The organism is Rosistilla ulvae (assembly GCF_007741475.1).
In the GTDB taxonomy this organism is placed as follows: Bacteria; Planctomycetota; Planctomycetia; order Pirellulales; family Pirellulaceae; genus Rosistilla; species Rosistilla ulvae.
On sequence record NZ_CP036261.1, the window covers coordinates 7021253 to 7036094 of the forward strand.

Consider the following 14842-nt stretch of genomic DNA (forward strand, 5'->3'; position numbering starts at 1 on the left):
GCAGGCGGGACGATGCATCATTTTGCAGGTGGCAGGTGGCGTCAACGACTAGATTCGGCAGGCTTCAGGACGTGCTGGGCCTGTCCCAACGCGGCGGTCGTAAAGACCAGCGGATACAATTGTTCGTGATACCAAAGTTTCGCAAAATAAAATCCGATCGGCCAGGGATGCTCACATCGACCAGCGTCGACAGCATCACACAGGAATCGGACGCCTTCGATTATAGTTGCTCGGTGGGGCGGATAGCCACTCCCGGACAGAGCTTCCACGACAACCGCCGTTTCCTCAACGCTGCTGCTGATCAATTCTCCCGTTTCAGCGTTTCGATCGGGCAATCCGCGCTGTCGCAACCAGTCGCCGACCGACGCGCCGCCGCCCCAACCACCATCGGCGTTCTGTGTTTTCACTAGGAAATCCCAACCCCGGCGGCAGGCCGAAGTTTCGTCGCGGCCCAGTTCCCGATAGGCCAGCAGGACGCGAGCGGTTCCATAGTAGGGGTTTTCGTCGTCGGGAAGGTCGTGGTTTCCAAACCACAGCGGCAGCCAGCTGCCATCGTCTCGCTGCGTCTTTTGGAGATAGGCGAACCCCCGCTCGATCGCCGCTGCGACATCCCGCTTTATTTTTTGCAATTCGGCGGGTTCGACAGTTGGCTCTCCGCCAGCCTCGCCCTCGAGCGATGTTCGCCAAGCATGTAGCGCCCGCATCGCGTGCGCCGACAGATCGCTGCCGCTGCGATCAAAAGGCAACTTGCCCCAACCGCGGCAGAACGTCGGCCAGCCGCCGTTGCGATTCTGCAGTCCCAACAGCCAACGGACTCCCGCAAAAGAAGCGTCCGCCAATTGCTGCCGCCGCGCGGAATCGAGATCGACCGACGCTTGGATCTTGGAGATCGCCAGGATCGCCGCCGGCGTGTCGTCGGCATCGGGAACCGCTCCGCTGAGATCGGTCCAACCCCAACCGCCCGGATCGGCGCCGGTGAACGGATGCCGCTCGTGATACTGGCAACTGAGCAGCCAGTCGAGCGTCCCGTCGTCGACAAACTGCGCCAGTTCGTTCGCACTCGACTTCCCCAACGCACCGATCGAAAGCGAAGTGATCCAGGTGGCCAGATTTTCGTCGATCGGCCAACTGCCGTCGGGCAACTGACTGCCCAACAGAAATTTTACAGCGTCGCGGCAGACGGGATGTTGAGCATGCCCGATCGACGACAGGCTCATCAAAACGAAACTTGTCAGCGGCGTCGCTTCCAGATAGCCACCGCTTTCAGGCTGCATCTTCTGCAACACGTCCAGCGTCTTGCCGCGGGTGGCGGCTCGTGCCAACCAAGTGATCGGATTCCAGGTGCCGGCGTGCTGGTAACGAGCTTGCCCGATCGCAACCAAGGCAGGAATGGCGTAGCTGACGACCGGCATCTGCACAAACCGATACATGCTCTGCGGAAACGCCGCCAGTTCAAAGGGCAAGGCGGGAACGCGCGACCAGGGGACCAAGCCGGCGATCGCACAATTCGAGAGGATCGGAACGACAAAGGTTTTGTCGCGACCATAGCGTCGCTTCAGCCCAGCCCAGCCGCCTTCGCCGTCGATGTATTTCTGCAGCCGCGCGATCGCTTCGGTTCGGCTGGACGGATCGTCACCAAGATGCCAGGCTGCCAACGCCAAAAAACTCGACGCGATGTTCGACGGACTGCGATCGGTATCCCCAAACCCGCCATCTTCGTTTTGCGCGGCATCCAACCAAACCAGCCCCTTGGCAACCGCATCGCGTGCCGACACCGCAAGTTCATCGTCGCCGACGCGGCTGAAGACCGACAGCGCACTGATCGCCGTCGCTGTCGACAGCGATGAAGCTGCCAAGCGGCCGGTCCAGTGTTTTTGATCGCCGCGGGCGCTCAGCAGTTGTTGGCGGACAAGCTGCAGATGCGCAGCGATATCGGGAGCTTCACACGCTTCCGATGTTTCTTCTCGGTGGGATGTTGGATTTTCAATCATGATTCACCCAGCGTGTCCCAGAGTGGTCGAGAATGCAAGCCGCCGCGAGCTTTTTGGAACGTCGCCTTTCGCTGCGTGAAAATAGCGTGCCTCTCGGACGTTCTTTCGCGGAGCGAAAGACGACCCTCTGCAGTTCACCGCGCGACGTCATCACCTTGGATCTGTCGCAAACGCGACTTCAGCTCCGCCACGATCTCAGGATACTGATCCCAGAGGTTCTTGGTTTCGGAGGGATCGTCTGCCAAGTGGTACAACTGCCCAGCAGGGCCTCCCTCTTTGCTGACATCGATTTCTCGCGGGCGGGTAAAGCCGCCCGAACCGCGTTGCGGGATCATCTTCCACGGACCTTGGCGAATCGCAAAATGCCCCCACAGCGAATGATGGACTGCAAATTCGCGAACCGGTTGCGGTGGCTTGGCGGCTAGCATCGCTGGCAGGACGTTAAAGCTGTCGAGCCCCGCACCCTCGGGTAGCGGTTTACCAAGCATCGCCGCGCAGGTGGCGATCAGATCGGTCAACTCGATCAATTCATCGCTGACAGTTCCCGCCGGCGTCTTCCCTGGCCAGCGAACGACAAACGGCACGCGATGGCCACCTTCCCAGATATCTGCTTTGGTGCCACGCAGATGCCGGTTCCCCTGATGCCCCATCGCTCGAACCGACTCGCCCCGTTTGCTGGGACGGTAGTGTTTCAAATCGTCAGCTTCGGCAGCATCCCAGGCGTGATAAAGACCGCCGTTGTCCGACGTAAAAATGACAAGTGTGTTGTCGGCGATCCCGCAGCGATCCAGCTCATCGAGCACCGCGCCGACCAACGCATCGGTCTCGACAACAAAGTCGCCATAGAGTCCGGCTTGGCTGAGCCCCAGATACTCTTGATTGGGGACGACGGGCAGGTGAGGTGAGGTGAGGGGCAGGTAGAGGAAAAAGGGCGTGTCGGGAGTTTCGCAAGCTTGCCGAATGCAGTCGGTCGCTTCGCCCGCCAGCCGCGGCATGACGCTGGCGATCGTGAAATCGGGAGACCGCATCCCGGCATCGACCGAAATGAATTCGGTCTTCATGCGAGGCGAATCGATCGTCGGCACGATCACCGGACGGTCGTCGCGCAGAAAACACAACGGCGGCATATTTAGAGAGGCCGAAATTCCAAAGTAGGAATCAAACCCGCGGTCGACCGGACCGCCGGTGATCGGTTGTTCGTAATCGACATCGCGCCCAGGTCGCGGCGGAAATCGTCGATCGACCGAAACGGCTGGCACTGGCCTGCCCTCCCGATCGGTAAACTGCATTCCCAGATGCCACTTGCCGACGCAGTGAGTGCTGTAGCCATGATCGCGAAGAAAGCCGGGAACCGTTACTTGATCGGCGTCGATCAGCGGCGGATCGAGTCCATCGAGCACGCGCTTGGTCAATCGAGTTCGCCAACAATAGCGTCCCGTCAATATTCCGTAACGCGTCGGCGTGCAGACCGCCGACGGCGTGTGGGCATCGGTAAAACGCATCCCTTCTGCCGCCAAGCGGTCGACATTGGGCGTCGGTATCTTCGACTGCTCGTTGTAACAACTCAGATCGCCGTATCCGAGATCGTCCGCCAGGATGTAAACGATATTGGGCCGCGCCGCGTCGGCGGCGACCAAGGCCTGAGCGAAGATGACGGTAGCAAAAACGCAGCTCGCCAATTGGCAGACGGTTCGCAGGAAGGTGGGCTTCATCGTTGGGGTCCCGTTGCAGTTCTAATAAGAGGGCAGGCCTGGGGTTGGTCGCCTTTCGCTCCGCGAAAGTAGCGTTGTTTCCCGGGCGTACTTTCGCGGAGCGAAAGACGACCAACGTGAAGCAATACTAAAGACGCGGCACCGTATTCTAATCGCAACAGAACATCGCCGGGGCCCGCGTTCTCGTGGGACAATTCTGCCACAGCCCACGTCGCCGCGGAGCCCGCCACCAACCATCCACGGCAAGCGATGTCGGCACCAGCAAAAATTCACTCTGTCCCTCCAACAGCCCTACCCGCTGCTGGCGGGCGGTTGCGACTTAATCCATCCGGAGCCGGGAGACCAGGTGGCGGCGAAAGGCTCGTTTGACTCGATTGCTTTTGCGATGGGGTTCAGGAAACCAGCGATCTCACGAATCGCGTCAGCTAAAGCATCGGGAACAACCGAAAGCTTGGATTTGCGAATGAAGCTGGCCCACTGGATTTGCTTCCCTGGATCATTGGCAAACTCATTGGAGAATGCCGGCGGATTCGCCTTGGCCGTCGTCGCTCGATTTCGAAACGTCGCGGAGATCGCTGTGGCAAGCGACTCGCCATCGAAGGCAAACTGCCGGGACAAGATAAGGATGTCGTAGAAGTCTTTCATGCGACTGTTGAGTTGCCCGAGTTTGACCATGGCTTCAAACTTCTCAGCGACCACGGTTTCTCGCGGGTAGCCGATCAGCTTGGCCGGTTCAAAGTCGAGCATTGCGGGGTAGCCGATCGTTTTTGCCGCTGGGTTCACAACGTCCCCAAACCCAATATCGATTTGCATCGGCAAGCGAGCGTTTTGAATCGTCGCCAGAAACGTCACGCGTACGCCTAAGTAGTCGGCATCTTCTTTGATCGCGATGCCTTGCACGCTCTCGCCGTGAAATATAACGCCATCGGGTGCAACCGCATGTTCGCAAACCGACCGCATGATCTGTGTCATCGAGTCGACTGAATTGTCGGCCCGAGCCAGCAGGTCGATGTCGCGCGTCGCACGTGTCTGGGGTGTGCCCCAAACACGAAACATGAGCGCTCCCTTCAAAACGAAACGATCGACGTGCTCCGATCGAGACAACCGGAACAAGAAGCGTTCCATCGCAAAATACTGAAGCAATTCTTGCAGCGGGCGGCCAGATTCTTTTGCCTGACGAAGCAGACGCCCGCGAACAGACGCTGCCAGATCGCGCGTCACAGCAACGCCTCCAGGTAGGGCCGCATCGTCTTTGCCGCTCGTAGCTTCTTGGCGTAATCCATGACCAAGTCAAAGTTGGTCCGCTTCTGAGTCCGGTATGCCTTGACCGCTTCGATCGCGACATCGAGTCCGATCTCGTTTCGGCGACAGAAACAATCAACGAGCGTTTTTTCGCGAGAGTAGACCTTCACGGTCACGCCATCGCAATTTTGCATTTCGATCCCAAGTTGATAGGCGATGTCGCTGAGCCGAGCCGCTCGCGTCGGAGGAAAGGCCAGCCGAGGCGGTTCGCTATTGCGCGGTATCGCGATCCATACTTCATGCGGAATCTGCGTCGTCAGCCCATGAAACGCGAGTGCTGAAATCAGGTAGACGACTCCCTGGGGGACCTTCTGTGCGACCGTGACTAGGTCGGGTTCGCTTAGCGGCGGCAGGTCTGCGATCCGATAGAGACCTCGGGCCAGCTGCTCCAGCTGTCCAGAGTCTCGCATTTGGTAGAGTGTTCGACGACTGATCCCCACCCGCACGGCATCGGCCATCCTCATCATGCCGCCATGAGCGCGAAAGATCTCCGTCGCGCGAAGCGTTGATGAAAGACGAGACGAGGGTTTGGTGTGTGTCACAAATGACCTCCTGGAAATCGCACCGGGAGGTGTTTTGTACCATGAGCTATCGCACGTGTCGAACACAATGATGCAGACGAAGCAAACCCCAAGCCACCGTGCCCCTGGCGAAAAAGCCGCCGCCGTCAAGTTCAAACCACGGATCGGCAACGATCCCCCAATCGCTTTGCTCTTGCTCGGCAACGTCCGCGTCGACGTGTGAATCACGCACGCTTGTGCATCTCGGGCGATCTGCGTTGGGACGGAGCGGTGCGGTTAGGTTGCATCGGCGGCATCGCGAAAAATGCTCCGGTACAACTCGGGAAACCGCTGGTGGAGGTCATCGCACAGCCCAGCGTAAAACTCCTCCCACGCTTCCTCCTGCATCTGATTCGCGGCTAACCCCGACTCGATTGAAAACGCAAATCCTGTGCGGCGGTCGATCGGAATCCCTAGCTCCTTTTCCGCTTTCATGCGCCGCACCGACGACCACATTTGTCCGGCCGACGTATGAGGAACCAACGGATACTTCTCACGCAACATTTGCAGCTTCTCTTCCAGCGATTCCATCAGTTAACTCCCGCTCGTAACAGCTTCAATTTTTGGGGCGTGGTTGTTGTCCTAGATACAAGAACAACACCTACACTGACCGTTGTTGTGGAAAAACGTTCGCACCCGATTTGGCGGCAAAACAACGTTACCCAGGCGACACCGCGACACCCCCGCGCCAAACGGCCTTCGTTTTTTGTTTAACCGCGTGCCCATCGGGCCGCGCGTGCGATCGTCCGAAGCCGCAGCAACAGATGCTTGTGAGATTGGGCCAAACGATGCTCTGGTTGGCAGAATGATGGAGTCTGAATGATCGCCGGGTGGAAAGGACGAGAGTAGAGAGGCAGGGAATGCCCCGATGGAAATAGGGTTTCGCGTTCGGCAACTGCGATCACGCGATGGCATTTTGGTGGCGGCGGTTTTATACTGTCACGTCCGACTGCCAAGAGGAGCCAATCTTCCCTTGGTGATCCGATTGCAATGCTGATCCAACCACTACGCCTCCGTCCCCTGGAAAGTTTCCCACCTGATGTTCGATTGTTTTCGATGCGCCGTCGCCACGCTGATGTTGGCTTGGACCGTTGCCTTACCCGCGTTAGCTGCTGGCGATGAAAAGCGGCCGGTGCCGCTGATCTTCGATACCGATATCGGCAACGATGTCGACGATGCGTTGGCGCTGGGGATGATCCATGCGTTGCAGTCGCGCGGCGAGTGCGAGCTGTTGGCCGTGACGATCACCAAAGATCATCCGCTGGCCGCTCCGTTTGCCGATGCCGTCAATACGTTTTACGGGCGGGGAGAGATTCCGATCGGTGTCTGCCGCAGTGGAAAAACTCCCGAACCGGGGCGGTTTACGCAACTGGCGACGCAGAAAGATGGCGAGCGGCTCCGCTACCCGCACGATCTTTTATCGGGAGACGATGCTCCCGATGCGGTCTCGGTTTTGCGAGAGACGTTGGCTGCGGCGGACGATCACAGCGTGGTGATCGCTCAAGTTGGCTTTTCGACCAACCTGGCGAACCTGCTGAAATCAAAACCAGACGACGCGAGCCCGTTGGACGGAGAAGCTCTTGTCAAACAGAAGGTCCGCCTGTTGTCGTTGATGGCTGGCGCATTCCCTAAGCCCGCCGAAGCGGTCGGGCGGCTGAAGGATCACAAGGGATACAACATCATCAAAGACATCCCGTCGGCGCAAACGGTCGCTCACCACTGGCCGACTCCACTTTTATGGAGCGGTTACGAGATCGGCATCTCGCTCCCCTACCCGCACCAAAGCATCCAGCAGGATTACGGTTACGTGCCACATCATCCGCTGTCCGAAGCCTACGTCGCCTTCCTGCCGCCGCCGCACAATCGCCCCACCTGGGATTTGACCAGCGTGCTGCAAGTCGTTCGCCCCAATCGCGACTACTTTGGTATCTCCCAGCCCGGCAGCGTTGCGGTCGCCGACGATGGATCGACCCAGTTCACACCGTCGGCCGGCGGCCGCCACCGATACCTCACGCTGACCGAGGACCAAAAGCTCCGCGTGATCGAAACGCTGGTCCTGCTGTCCAGCGAACCGCCCCAACGTTGAACGCTACGAAATCCGACACCCCAGAGGTTCTTCCCATGATGATCGATCGTTTCCGCTATCTCGCCTTTTCGCTGATGATGGCATCGTTGTGCTGTCTGCCGGCTGTATCGAATGCCGACGATGTAAAGCGTCCGGTGCCGCTGATCTTCGACACCGACATCGGTAACGACGTCGACGATGTGCTGGCGTTGGGGATGATCCATTCGCTGCAGTCTCGCGGCGAGTGCGAACTGCTTGCCGTGACGATCACCAAAGACGATCCGATGGCCGCTCCCTTCACCGATGCGGTCAACACGTTTTATGGACGGGGAGAGATTCCGATCGGCGTCTGCCGCAGCGGCGTGACGCCTGGCACCGGGCGATTCAACGGCTTGGCATCGATCAAAGATGGCGATGAATTCCGTTTCCCACACGACCTGCGATCGGGCAAAGACGCTCCCGACGCGGTGACTGTCTTGCGAAAGACGCTGGCCGACGCAGAGGATGGCAGCGTTGTGATCGCTCAAGTCGGCTTTTCGACGAACCTGGCAGATCTGCTGAAGTCAAAACCGGACGACGTGAGCCCGCTGGACGGCATGGCACTTGTCAAAAAGAAGGTCCGCCTAGTCTCGGCGATGGCTGGCGCGTTCACTCAGATCTCTGGATCGAAAGGCAAATACGATCACAAAGAATACAACATCGTCAAAGACATTCCGGCAGCTCAATCGCTCGCCAATGATTGGCCAACGCCCATCCTCTGGAGCGGTTTTGAAATCGGGCTAGCCGTCGCTTATCCGCACGAAAGCATCGAGCAGGATTACGGATACGTGCCGCATCATCCGCTGGCCGAAGCCTACATCGCTTACAATCCGCCGCCCCACAATCGACCGACCTGGGATCTGACCAGCGTCCTGCAAGCCGTCCGGCCCAACCGCGATTATTTCGGACTCTCCCCACGCGGAACCGTCACCGTCGCCGATAATGGCCTGACAACCTTCGCTCCCGCCGAAGATGGATTGCATCAATATCTGACGCTGACCGACGCCCAGAAGCTGCGCGTCGTTGAAACCTTGGTTCTGTTGTCCAGCGAGCCGCCGAAGCAATGAGCACGCCTGAGGCAACAAATCGCGGAGCACAGATCGTGGTCCTCGGTTCGATCAACATGGATCTCATGATCCGCTGCAACCAGTTGCCGCGGCCGGGGCAAACGATCATCGCCGATTCGTCGGCGGAGGTTCCCGGCGGCAAAGGGGCCAACCAAGCTGTCGCCGCTGCCCGAGCTGGCGGCAGCGTGTCGATGATCGGACGCGTTGGAGACGATGCGTTTTCGAGCCGCTTGGTCGAGAACCTGCAACGCGAACAGGTCGCTACGGATGGCGTGCTCCCCACAACGGAAACGCCCAGCGGGCTGGCGATCGTCGCTGTCGAAAGCAGTGGCGAAAACTCGATCGTTGCCGTCCCCGGTGCCAACGCGCAGCTGACTCCCGACGACGTCGCGGCGTTTGCCGATCGGATCCGCACCGCCGATGTGCTGATGCTGCAATTGGAAGTCCCTTTCGAAACCGTGCAAGCCGCGATCGATGTCGCTCGACAGGCGGGAGTCACGATCGTGCTGGATCCCGCGCCGATGCCAGCTGAATTGGACAACGCGTTGCTGCGAGTCGATCTGATCTGTCCGAACGAATCGGAGACCGAAGCGATCGTCGGGCATCCGGTCTCAAGCGACGAAGAGATCGACCGCGCGATCGCCAGCCTGCACGCTCGCGGAGCCCGGCAGGTGATCCTGACGCTTGGGTCCCGCGGCGCCGTCGCCAGCGATGGGACGACGACTCGGCGGATCGCCCCGACGCCGATCGATCCGGTCGACACAACCGCCGCTGGCGATGCGTTTGCCGGCGCGTTGGCGGTCCGTATCGCCGAAGGAGCCAACCTGTTTGAAGCCGCCGGTTTTGCGGCTGTCGCCGGCGCCTTGGCGGCGACGCGTCCCGGAGCCCAGCCGGGCATGCCGACACGAACTGAAATCGATCGAATCTTGCAAAGTCAAAAATCATGAAACCGACCAAACGACGCTCCCTTCCGCTGATCCTGACGCTCGCCTCACTGATGACGCTGGCGGGCGGATGCTCTTCCAAAACCGCGACAAACGATTCCGGCGATCCCGCGGCGGCGGGTAAGCCGCGGATTGCGCTCGTGATGAAGTCGCTGGCGAACGAATTCTTTTCGACGATGGAAAAGGGAGCCGAAACGCATCAACAGGCGAACAGCGATCAATACGAACTGTTGGTCAACGGCATCAAAGACGAATCCGATCTCGGCCGCCAAGTTGCGTTGGTCGATGAGATGGTCGCCGCGGGCGTCGACGCGATCGTGATCGCTCCAGCCGATTCCAAAGCGTTGGTCCCGGCGCTTCGCAAAGCTCGCCAGGCCGGCGTGGTTGTCGTCAACATCGACAATCGCCTGGATGCCGAAGTGCTGAAGTCCGAACAGGTAACGATTCCGTTTGTTGGTCCCGACAACCAAGCTGGCGCAAAACAGGTCGGCGATCTACTAGCGGCATCACTCGCCGAAGGGGATCAGGTCGCGATCCTCGAAGGAAAGACGACCGCCTTCAACGGCATCCAGCGGCGACTGGGATTCGAAGCGGCGATGAAGCAGGCGGGAATCGAAATCGTTTCCAGCCAATCGGCCGATTGGGAAACGAACAAGGCGAATACGATCGCCGCTTCGATGCTCAGCGAACATCCGCAGATCAAAGCGATCCTGGCGGCCAACGATTCGATGGCCCTGGGAGCTGTGGCGGCGATCAAGTCGGCTGGCAAAACGGGCGAGGTCCTGGTTGTCGGTTTCGACAACATCGGCGCGGTCCAGCAATTGATCCGCGAGGAGAAGGTTCTGGCGACGGCCGACCAGCACGGCGACCAACTGGCGGTCTTCGGAATCGAGACGGCGTTGAAGATCCTCGCAGATCCGGCCGCGGCGACCGAAGACGTGCAGACGCCTGTCGATCTGGTCACGAAAGAGTCGTTGTCGCAGTGAGTGCCCCGCTGTTGCTTTCGGTCCGAAGTCTGACCAAACGTTATGCGGTCAAGGTCTTGGACGATGTGTCGATCGATTTCCACCCTGGCGAGATCCATGCGCTGTTGGGAGCCAACGGGGCGGGCAAAAGCACGCTGTGCCGGATCATCGCCGGCCTGACCGCATCCACTTCGGGATCGATGCAGATCGACGGCCGGGTCTATTCGCCCCAGGGAAAGCGGGCGGCCGAAGCGGCGGGTGTGCAGATCGTCCAACAGGAACTGAACCAGATCGCCACGCTCTCGGTCGCTGAAAACATCATGATCGGCCGCCTGCCCGCTCGGTTTGGCGTCGTCGATCGCGGCGAACTGCATCGCCGCGCCCGCATCGCCTTGGATCGCTTCGGATTGCAAGAGATCGACACCCACGCGATCACCGGTTCATTGGGCGTCGGGCGGCAGCAGATGATCGAGATCGCCACGGCGCTCGACCGCGATTGCCGCCTGCTGATCTTGGATGAACCGACAGCGGCGTTGAGCGCGGGCGAATCGGAAACGCTTTTCACTTGGCTGAACAAACTGCGGCAGCAGGGCGTCGGGATCATCTACATCTCGCATCGGTTGGACGAAGTCGCGAGGCTCTCCGACCGGATCACGGTCCTTCGCGATGGAAAGTTCATCTGCACGCGGCCGACCGCCGATGTCGACCGCGATGCGATGGTCGATCTGATGACCGGGGAAACTACGCAGCAACAGGCGGCCGACGACTTCGCGTCGCACCAAACCGATCGGGTTGCGATGCGAGTCGAAAGGATGTCGCGCGGCCGCTGGGTTCGCGACGTTTCGTTTTCGGTCCATCGCGGCGAACGACTCGGAATCGCCGGCCTTGTCGGTGCCGGGCGAACCGAACTGCTGCGTCTGATCTTCGCCGCCGATCGGGCCGACGCTGGCGAAGTCTACTTGAACGACGAAGCTGCACCGCGACGGTTCGCCGATCCGAGCGATGCCGTAGCGGCGGGATTGGCGATGGTCACCGAAGACCGCAAGGAAAACGGACTGCTCCTTTCCCAATCGATCCGCGCCAACACAACGCTCGCCTCGATGAAGACACTCTTCTCCGCAGGCGGATGGATTCGCGGTGCCGCCGAGCGGCAGATGGCCGATCGGATGCGCGAGTCGATGGAGACCCGTTGCACCAGCATCGAACAGACCGTTGGAACGCTGAGCGGCGGCAACCAGCAAAAGGTTGCGGTAGCGAAGTGGCTGGTTCGCGATGCCGACATCTTTTTGTTCGACGAACCGACGCGAGGGATCGACGTCGCCGCACGGCGGCGGATCTATCGGCTGTTCGAAACATTGGCTCGCGATGAAAAGTCGCTGGTGATCGTTAGCAGCGACCTGGAAGAACTGATGGAAACCTGCGACCGAATCGCCGTCATGTCGGCGGGCCGACTGGTCGCCAGTTTCGCTCGCGGCGACTGGTCGACTGAACAGATCATGCAAGCCGCCTTTGCATCCCCAAGCTCCGTTGCTGTCGGCTGATCGAATCGATCGCCGAAAGCCTGTTGCGGCGCAAGCTGCCTCAACCACCCCTACAACCACCGTTTGATGAAAAACACAGTCGCCTATCGATCGTTGATCCAATACGCCGGCCTGCTTGGCGTGCTAGCGTTTCTGATTGTTGTGTTCGCGTTGTCGAGCGAAAACTTCCTGCAAACCCGCACCTTCATCTCGATCGCCAACCAGATTCCCGACCTAACGCTGGTCGCCGTTGGAATGACGTTGGTCCTGGTCGTCGGTGGGATCGACCTTTCGGTCGGTTCGATCCTGGCCTTCTCTTCCGCCGTCCTGGGAGCGTTGATGGTCGATTGGCAGTGGTCGCTGTGGGCGTCGATTCCGTTCTGCATCCTGGCCGGGGCGGCCTGCGGATTGTTTAACGGTTGTGTCTCGGTGCTGGCAAGAATCCCGTCGTTTATCGTCACGCTGGGGATGTTGGAGATCGCTCGGGGCGGGACCAAGCTGGTTACGCATTCGCAAACCAAATACATCGGATCGGCCGTCGAATCGATCGGTCAGCCGATCGCAGGGCTCTCGCTGTCGCCCGCCTTCCTGATGGCGATCGCCGCGGTCGTCGGAGGCCAACTGCTGCTGACGCGGACCGTTTTTGGACGCTACTGCGTTGCGATCGGGACCAACGAAGAAGCGGTTCGAATGTCGGGAGTCCGCCCGGCACCGTATGCGATCGGTGTGTTTGTGATCAGCGGCGTGATGTGTGGAATGGCCGGATTAACCTATGCTTCGCGATTATCGACAGCCGACCCCAACGCTGCGATCGGCATCGAACTCTCCGCGATCGCCGCTTGCGTGATCGGCGGCACAAGCCTGATGGGCGGCCGGGGCAACGTGATCAATTCGTTTTTGGGCGTGTTGATCATCGCCGTCCTACAAACCGGGCTAGCTCAGATCGGCGTCTCCGACCCGATGAAGCAGATCATCACCGGCAGCGTAATCGTCGTCGCCGTCTTGCTCGACGCACTCCGCAGCCGCTGGGGCAACAGTGCGGCGGGTTGATGCCCTCGCGGATTTGAAGGCGCTCATTTTGAAACGCAGAGGCGCTGAGAACGCTGAGTTCACGTGATGTATGCATAGGCACCATACCGTTCGGTGATATCAAAAGGTGGCGCCGACCCACGCGCCCACGACCGTACTGTTCGCAATATCGCCGGTGCCGCCGGGGGTGACGATGTATTGCAATGCTGGCTGGATGTAGGCTGAGGGCAAGATCTGGAATCGATGCCCCACTTCGTAGACGATTTCGTGGTCGACAGCTTCACCGATCGAATCGCCATAGTCGTGGCTGAGATCACCACAGGTTGCAAAGAACATCGTGTGGTCGTCGGGGCGACTGGAGAACATTCCCTTGCCGTTGATGCCGAAACTGATTTGCAGCGGCGTCAACGCGACCTCATCCTGTTCGGAATTGGCAGCGAAACCAAAAACTGTCAGATTGGGAAACACCTCGACCGCGAGATGCGCATAGACCCGCAGCACGTAGTCGGTGGTTCCCACGCCGTCGTGGTTGTCGAATTCGAAAAAGGAGTTGACCGCTCCGACAAAAAGATGCGTTGGACGTTCGCAAATCGTCGACGTCCAGTCGTATTGCATCAGGATCGAAACGCCATCGTCGCTGCGGATGCTGAAGTCGAGCCCATGTTTGGTGAAATCGAACATGCCGTCGCCGATCTGATAGGCGCCGACTTGGAATTGATGTTTGTCGTCGGGCGTGTATTTGACGCGGCCACCCCAAACAGGAAACGGAAACGACGTGACCGTGCTTTCCAGAAGCGTGGCGCGAATAGGGCCGTTGATCGCTGTGCTAAGCGAATATCGGTAGAGACCATCGTTCAAGAAATCGGTGTCTGCGGAGACGCGACCTGCTTTGATCGCCCAGTTGTCGCATACCTCTCTCTCGAGCCAAAGCTGGTACAGGAACAGGACCTGCCCTCCGAAGATACACATCGGGTCGTAGATTCCGCCGACCGACGGGCTGATGCTGTCGCCGTGCCGCTGGACCGTGGAGATCTTCAACGTCGTGCGGTTCCATCCCAGCAGGGTATCCAGATCGAGATCGGCACCCGCGTAAACCTGCCCGGTAAAGTCCTGGTCCGCTTCGATTCCATCGTCAACATTCGCCGCAGTGATCGAATCGTAATAGAGAAACGGAGTGATACCGGAATCTTGCAGGCAAGGACGGATGCCGCACCAGTCCCCCAAAAAGTATTCCCGTGCACAGATGTCTTTTCCCGCCGGATCGACACAACAATGCGCCGCATCGTCACAGAAGGCCCGCCTCTCATCAGCCCTGACCGAGAGGATTCCTGCTACCGAAACGATGCAGGCGATGACGATCGCGGCATGACTCTTTGCAAGAGAATGCATCATTTGTTGCAGCGGATTGAGGATTTGACGTGAGTTTGTTCTCGTTCGCTTCACACCTTGCTTATCTATCGGTTTACGTTTGCTCCCCATCGAGCGTCCGGCCGATTTTAATGATTGTGACACTCCGCGAGGGCAATCGAGGTGCGACCCCGTTGGGGGCGGTGATTTGATGGTCGTTGGGATTCCGGTGGTGTTCGCTACGCTCAAACCACCGGCTACCTCCTGGGGCCGCTCCGCGGTCCATGGGCTGTTGGGACGT

At 59.4% G+C, this 14842-nt stretch carries 12 protein-coding genes; 6 read left to right on the top strand and 6 right to left on the bottom strand.

The genetic code is table 11. The features are described from left to right. Positions 1-41: 41 nt before the first annotated feature. The 5 genes from EC9_RS24745 to EC9_RS24765 all read right to left on the bottom strand — a co-directional run bounded on the left by EC9_RS24745 (position 42) and on the right by EC9_RS24765 (position 6096). Positions 42-1991 (bottom strand): prenyltransferase/squalene oxidase repeat-containing protein, encoded by a 1950-nt coding sequence (locus EC9_RS24745; RefSeq protein WP_145348671.1) that lies wholly within the window; start codon positions 1989-1991, stop codon positions 42-44. A gap of 134 nt (positions 1992-2125) precedes the next feature. Further along, positions 2126-3703 (bottom strand): sulfatase family protein, encoded by a 1578-nt coding sequence (locus EC9_RS24750; protein WP_145348672.1) that lies wholly within the window; start codon positions 3701-3703, stop codon positions 2126-2128. A gap of 291 nt (positions 3704-3994) precedes the next feature. Continuing rightward, positions 3995-4828, bottom strand: coding sequence for a nucleotidyl transferase AbiEii/AbiGii toxin family protein (locus EC9_RS24755; protein WP_145349340.1), 834 nt, complete (start codon positions 4826-4828; stop codon positions 3995-3997). Between the two features lie 92 nt (positions 4829-4920). After that, positions 4921-5547 (bottom strand): type IV toxin-antitoxin system AbiEi family antitoxin domain-containing protein, encoded by a 627-nt coding sequence (locus EC9_RS24760; protein WP_246105863.1) that lies wholly within the window; start codon positions 5545-5547, stop codon positions 4921-4923. 255 nt (positions 5548-5802) lie between these two features. Further along, on the bottom strand, positions 5803-6096 hold the full coding sequence (locus EC9_RS24765; protein ID WP_145348673.1) for a hypothetical protein: 294 nt from the start codon (positions 6094-6096) through the stop codon (positions 5803-5805). A 508-nt stretch (positions 6097-6604) separates the two neighbouring features. Between EC9_RS24765 and EC9_RS24770 the strand changes: the two genes are divergently transcribed. From EC9_RS24770 to EC9_RS24795, 6 genes are all read left to right on the top strand, one after another. After that, the gene (locus EC9_RS24770; RefSeq protein ID WP_145348674.1) at positions 6605-7651 is read left to right on the top strand and encodes a nucleoside hydrolase; all 1047 of its coding nucleotides are present in this window, start codon (positions 6605-6607) and stop codon (positions 7649-7651) included. 35 nt (positions 7652-7686) lie between these two features. Continuing rightward, a complete protein-coding gene (locus tag EC9_RS24775) occupies positions 7687-8736 on the top strand; it encodes a nucleoside hydrolase (RefSeq protein ID WP_145348675.1) in 1050 nt (349 codons plus the stop codon). Continuing rightward, positions 8733-9683: a ribokinase gene (gene rbsK, locus EC9_RS24780; protein WP_145348676.1), complete on the top strand. Its 951-nt coding sequence runs from the start codon at positions 8733-8735 to the stop codon at positions 9681-9683. Before EC9_RS24775 ends, rbsK begins: the two co-directional genes overlap by 4 nt. Further along, positions 9680-10666, top strand: coding sequence for a sugar ABC transporter substrate-binding protein (locus EC9_RS24785; RefSeq protein WP_145348677.1), 987 nt, complete (start codon positions 9680-9682; stop codon positions 10664-10666). The genes rbsK and EC9_RS24785 overlap by 4 nt, the downstream gene beginning before the upstream one ends. After that, positions 10663-12186 carry a sugar ABC transporter ATP-binding protein gene (locus tag EC9_RS24790; RefSeq protein ID WP_246105864.1) on the top strand — a complete coding sequence of 508 codons (1524 nt, stop codon included), beginning with the start codon at positions 10663-10665 and terminating at the stop codon, positions 12184-12186. Before EC9_RS24785 ends, EC9_RS24790 begins: the two co-directional genes overlap by 4 nt. Positions 12187-12252: 66 nt before the next feature. Then, a complete protein-coding gene (locus EC9_RS24795) occupies positions 12253-13215 on the top strand; it encodes an ABC transporter permease (protein WP_145348678.1) in 963 nt (320 codons plus the stop codon). 99 nt (positions 13216-13314) lie between these two features. Here the strand turns inward: EC9_RS24795 and EC9_RS24800 are convergent, their stop codons facing one another. Beyond that, positions 13315-14586, bottom strand: a complete 1272-nt coding sequence (locus tag EC9_RS24800; RefSeq protein ID WP_145348679.1) for a carbohydrate porin — start codon at positions 14584-14586, stop codon at positions 13315-13317. Positions 14587-14842 lie beyond the last annotated feature (256 nt).

Excerpts from the sequence above, each read along its gene's own strand:
- EC9_RS24745 (WP_145348671.1), bottom strand. The coding sequence starts at position 1,991 with ATGATTGAAAATCCAACATCCCACCGAGAAGAAACATCGGAAGCGTGT.
- EC9_RS24750 (WP_145348672.1), bottom strand. The coding sequence starts at position 3,703 with ATGAAGCCCACCTTCCTGCGAACCGTCTGCCAATTGGCGAGCTGCGTT.
- EC9_RS24755 (WP_145349340.1), bottom strand. The coding sequence starts at position 4,828 with ATGGAACGCTTCTTGTTCCGGTTGTCTCGATCGGAGCACGTCGATCGT.
- EC9_RS24765 (WP_145348673.1), bottom strand. The coding sequence starts at position 6,096 with ATGGAATCGCTGGAAGAGAAGCTGCAAATGTTGCGTGAGAAGTATCCG.
- EC9_RS24770 (WP_145348674.1), top strand. The coding sequence starts at position 6,605 with ATGTTCGATTGTTTTCGATGCGCCGTCGCCACGCTGATGTTGGCTTGG.
- EC9_RS24775 (WP_145348675.1), top strand. The coding sequence starts at position 7,687 with ATGATGATCGATCGTTTCCGCTATCTCGCCTTTTCGCTGATGATGGCA.
- rbsK (WP_145348676.1), top strand. The coding sequence starts at position 8,733 with ATGAGCACGCCTGAGGCAACAAATCGCGGAGCACAGATCGTGGTCCTC.
- EC9_RS24785 (WP_145348677.1), top strand. The coding sequence starts at position 9,680 with ATGAAACCGACCAAACGACGCTCCCTTCCGCTGATCCTGACGCTCGCC.
- EC9_RS24795 (WP_145348678.1), top strand. The coding sequence starts at position 12,253 with ATGAAAAACACAGTCGCCTATCGATCGTTGATCCAATACGCCGGCCTG.
- EC9_RS24800 (WP_145348679.1), bottom strand. The coding sequence starts at position 14,586 with ATGATGCATTCTCTTGCAAAGAGTCATGCCGCGATCGTCATCGCCTGC.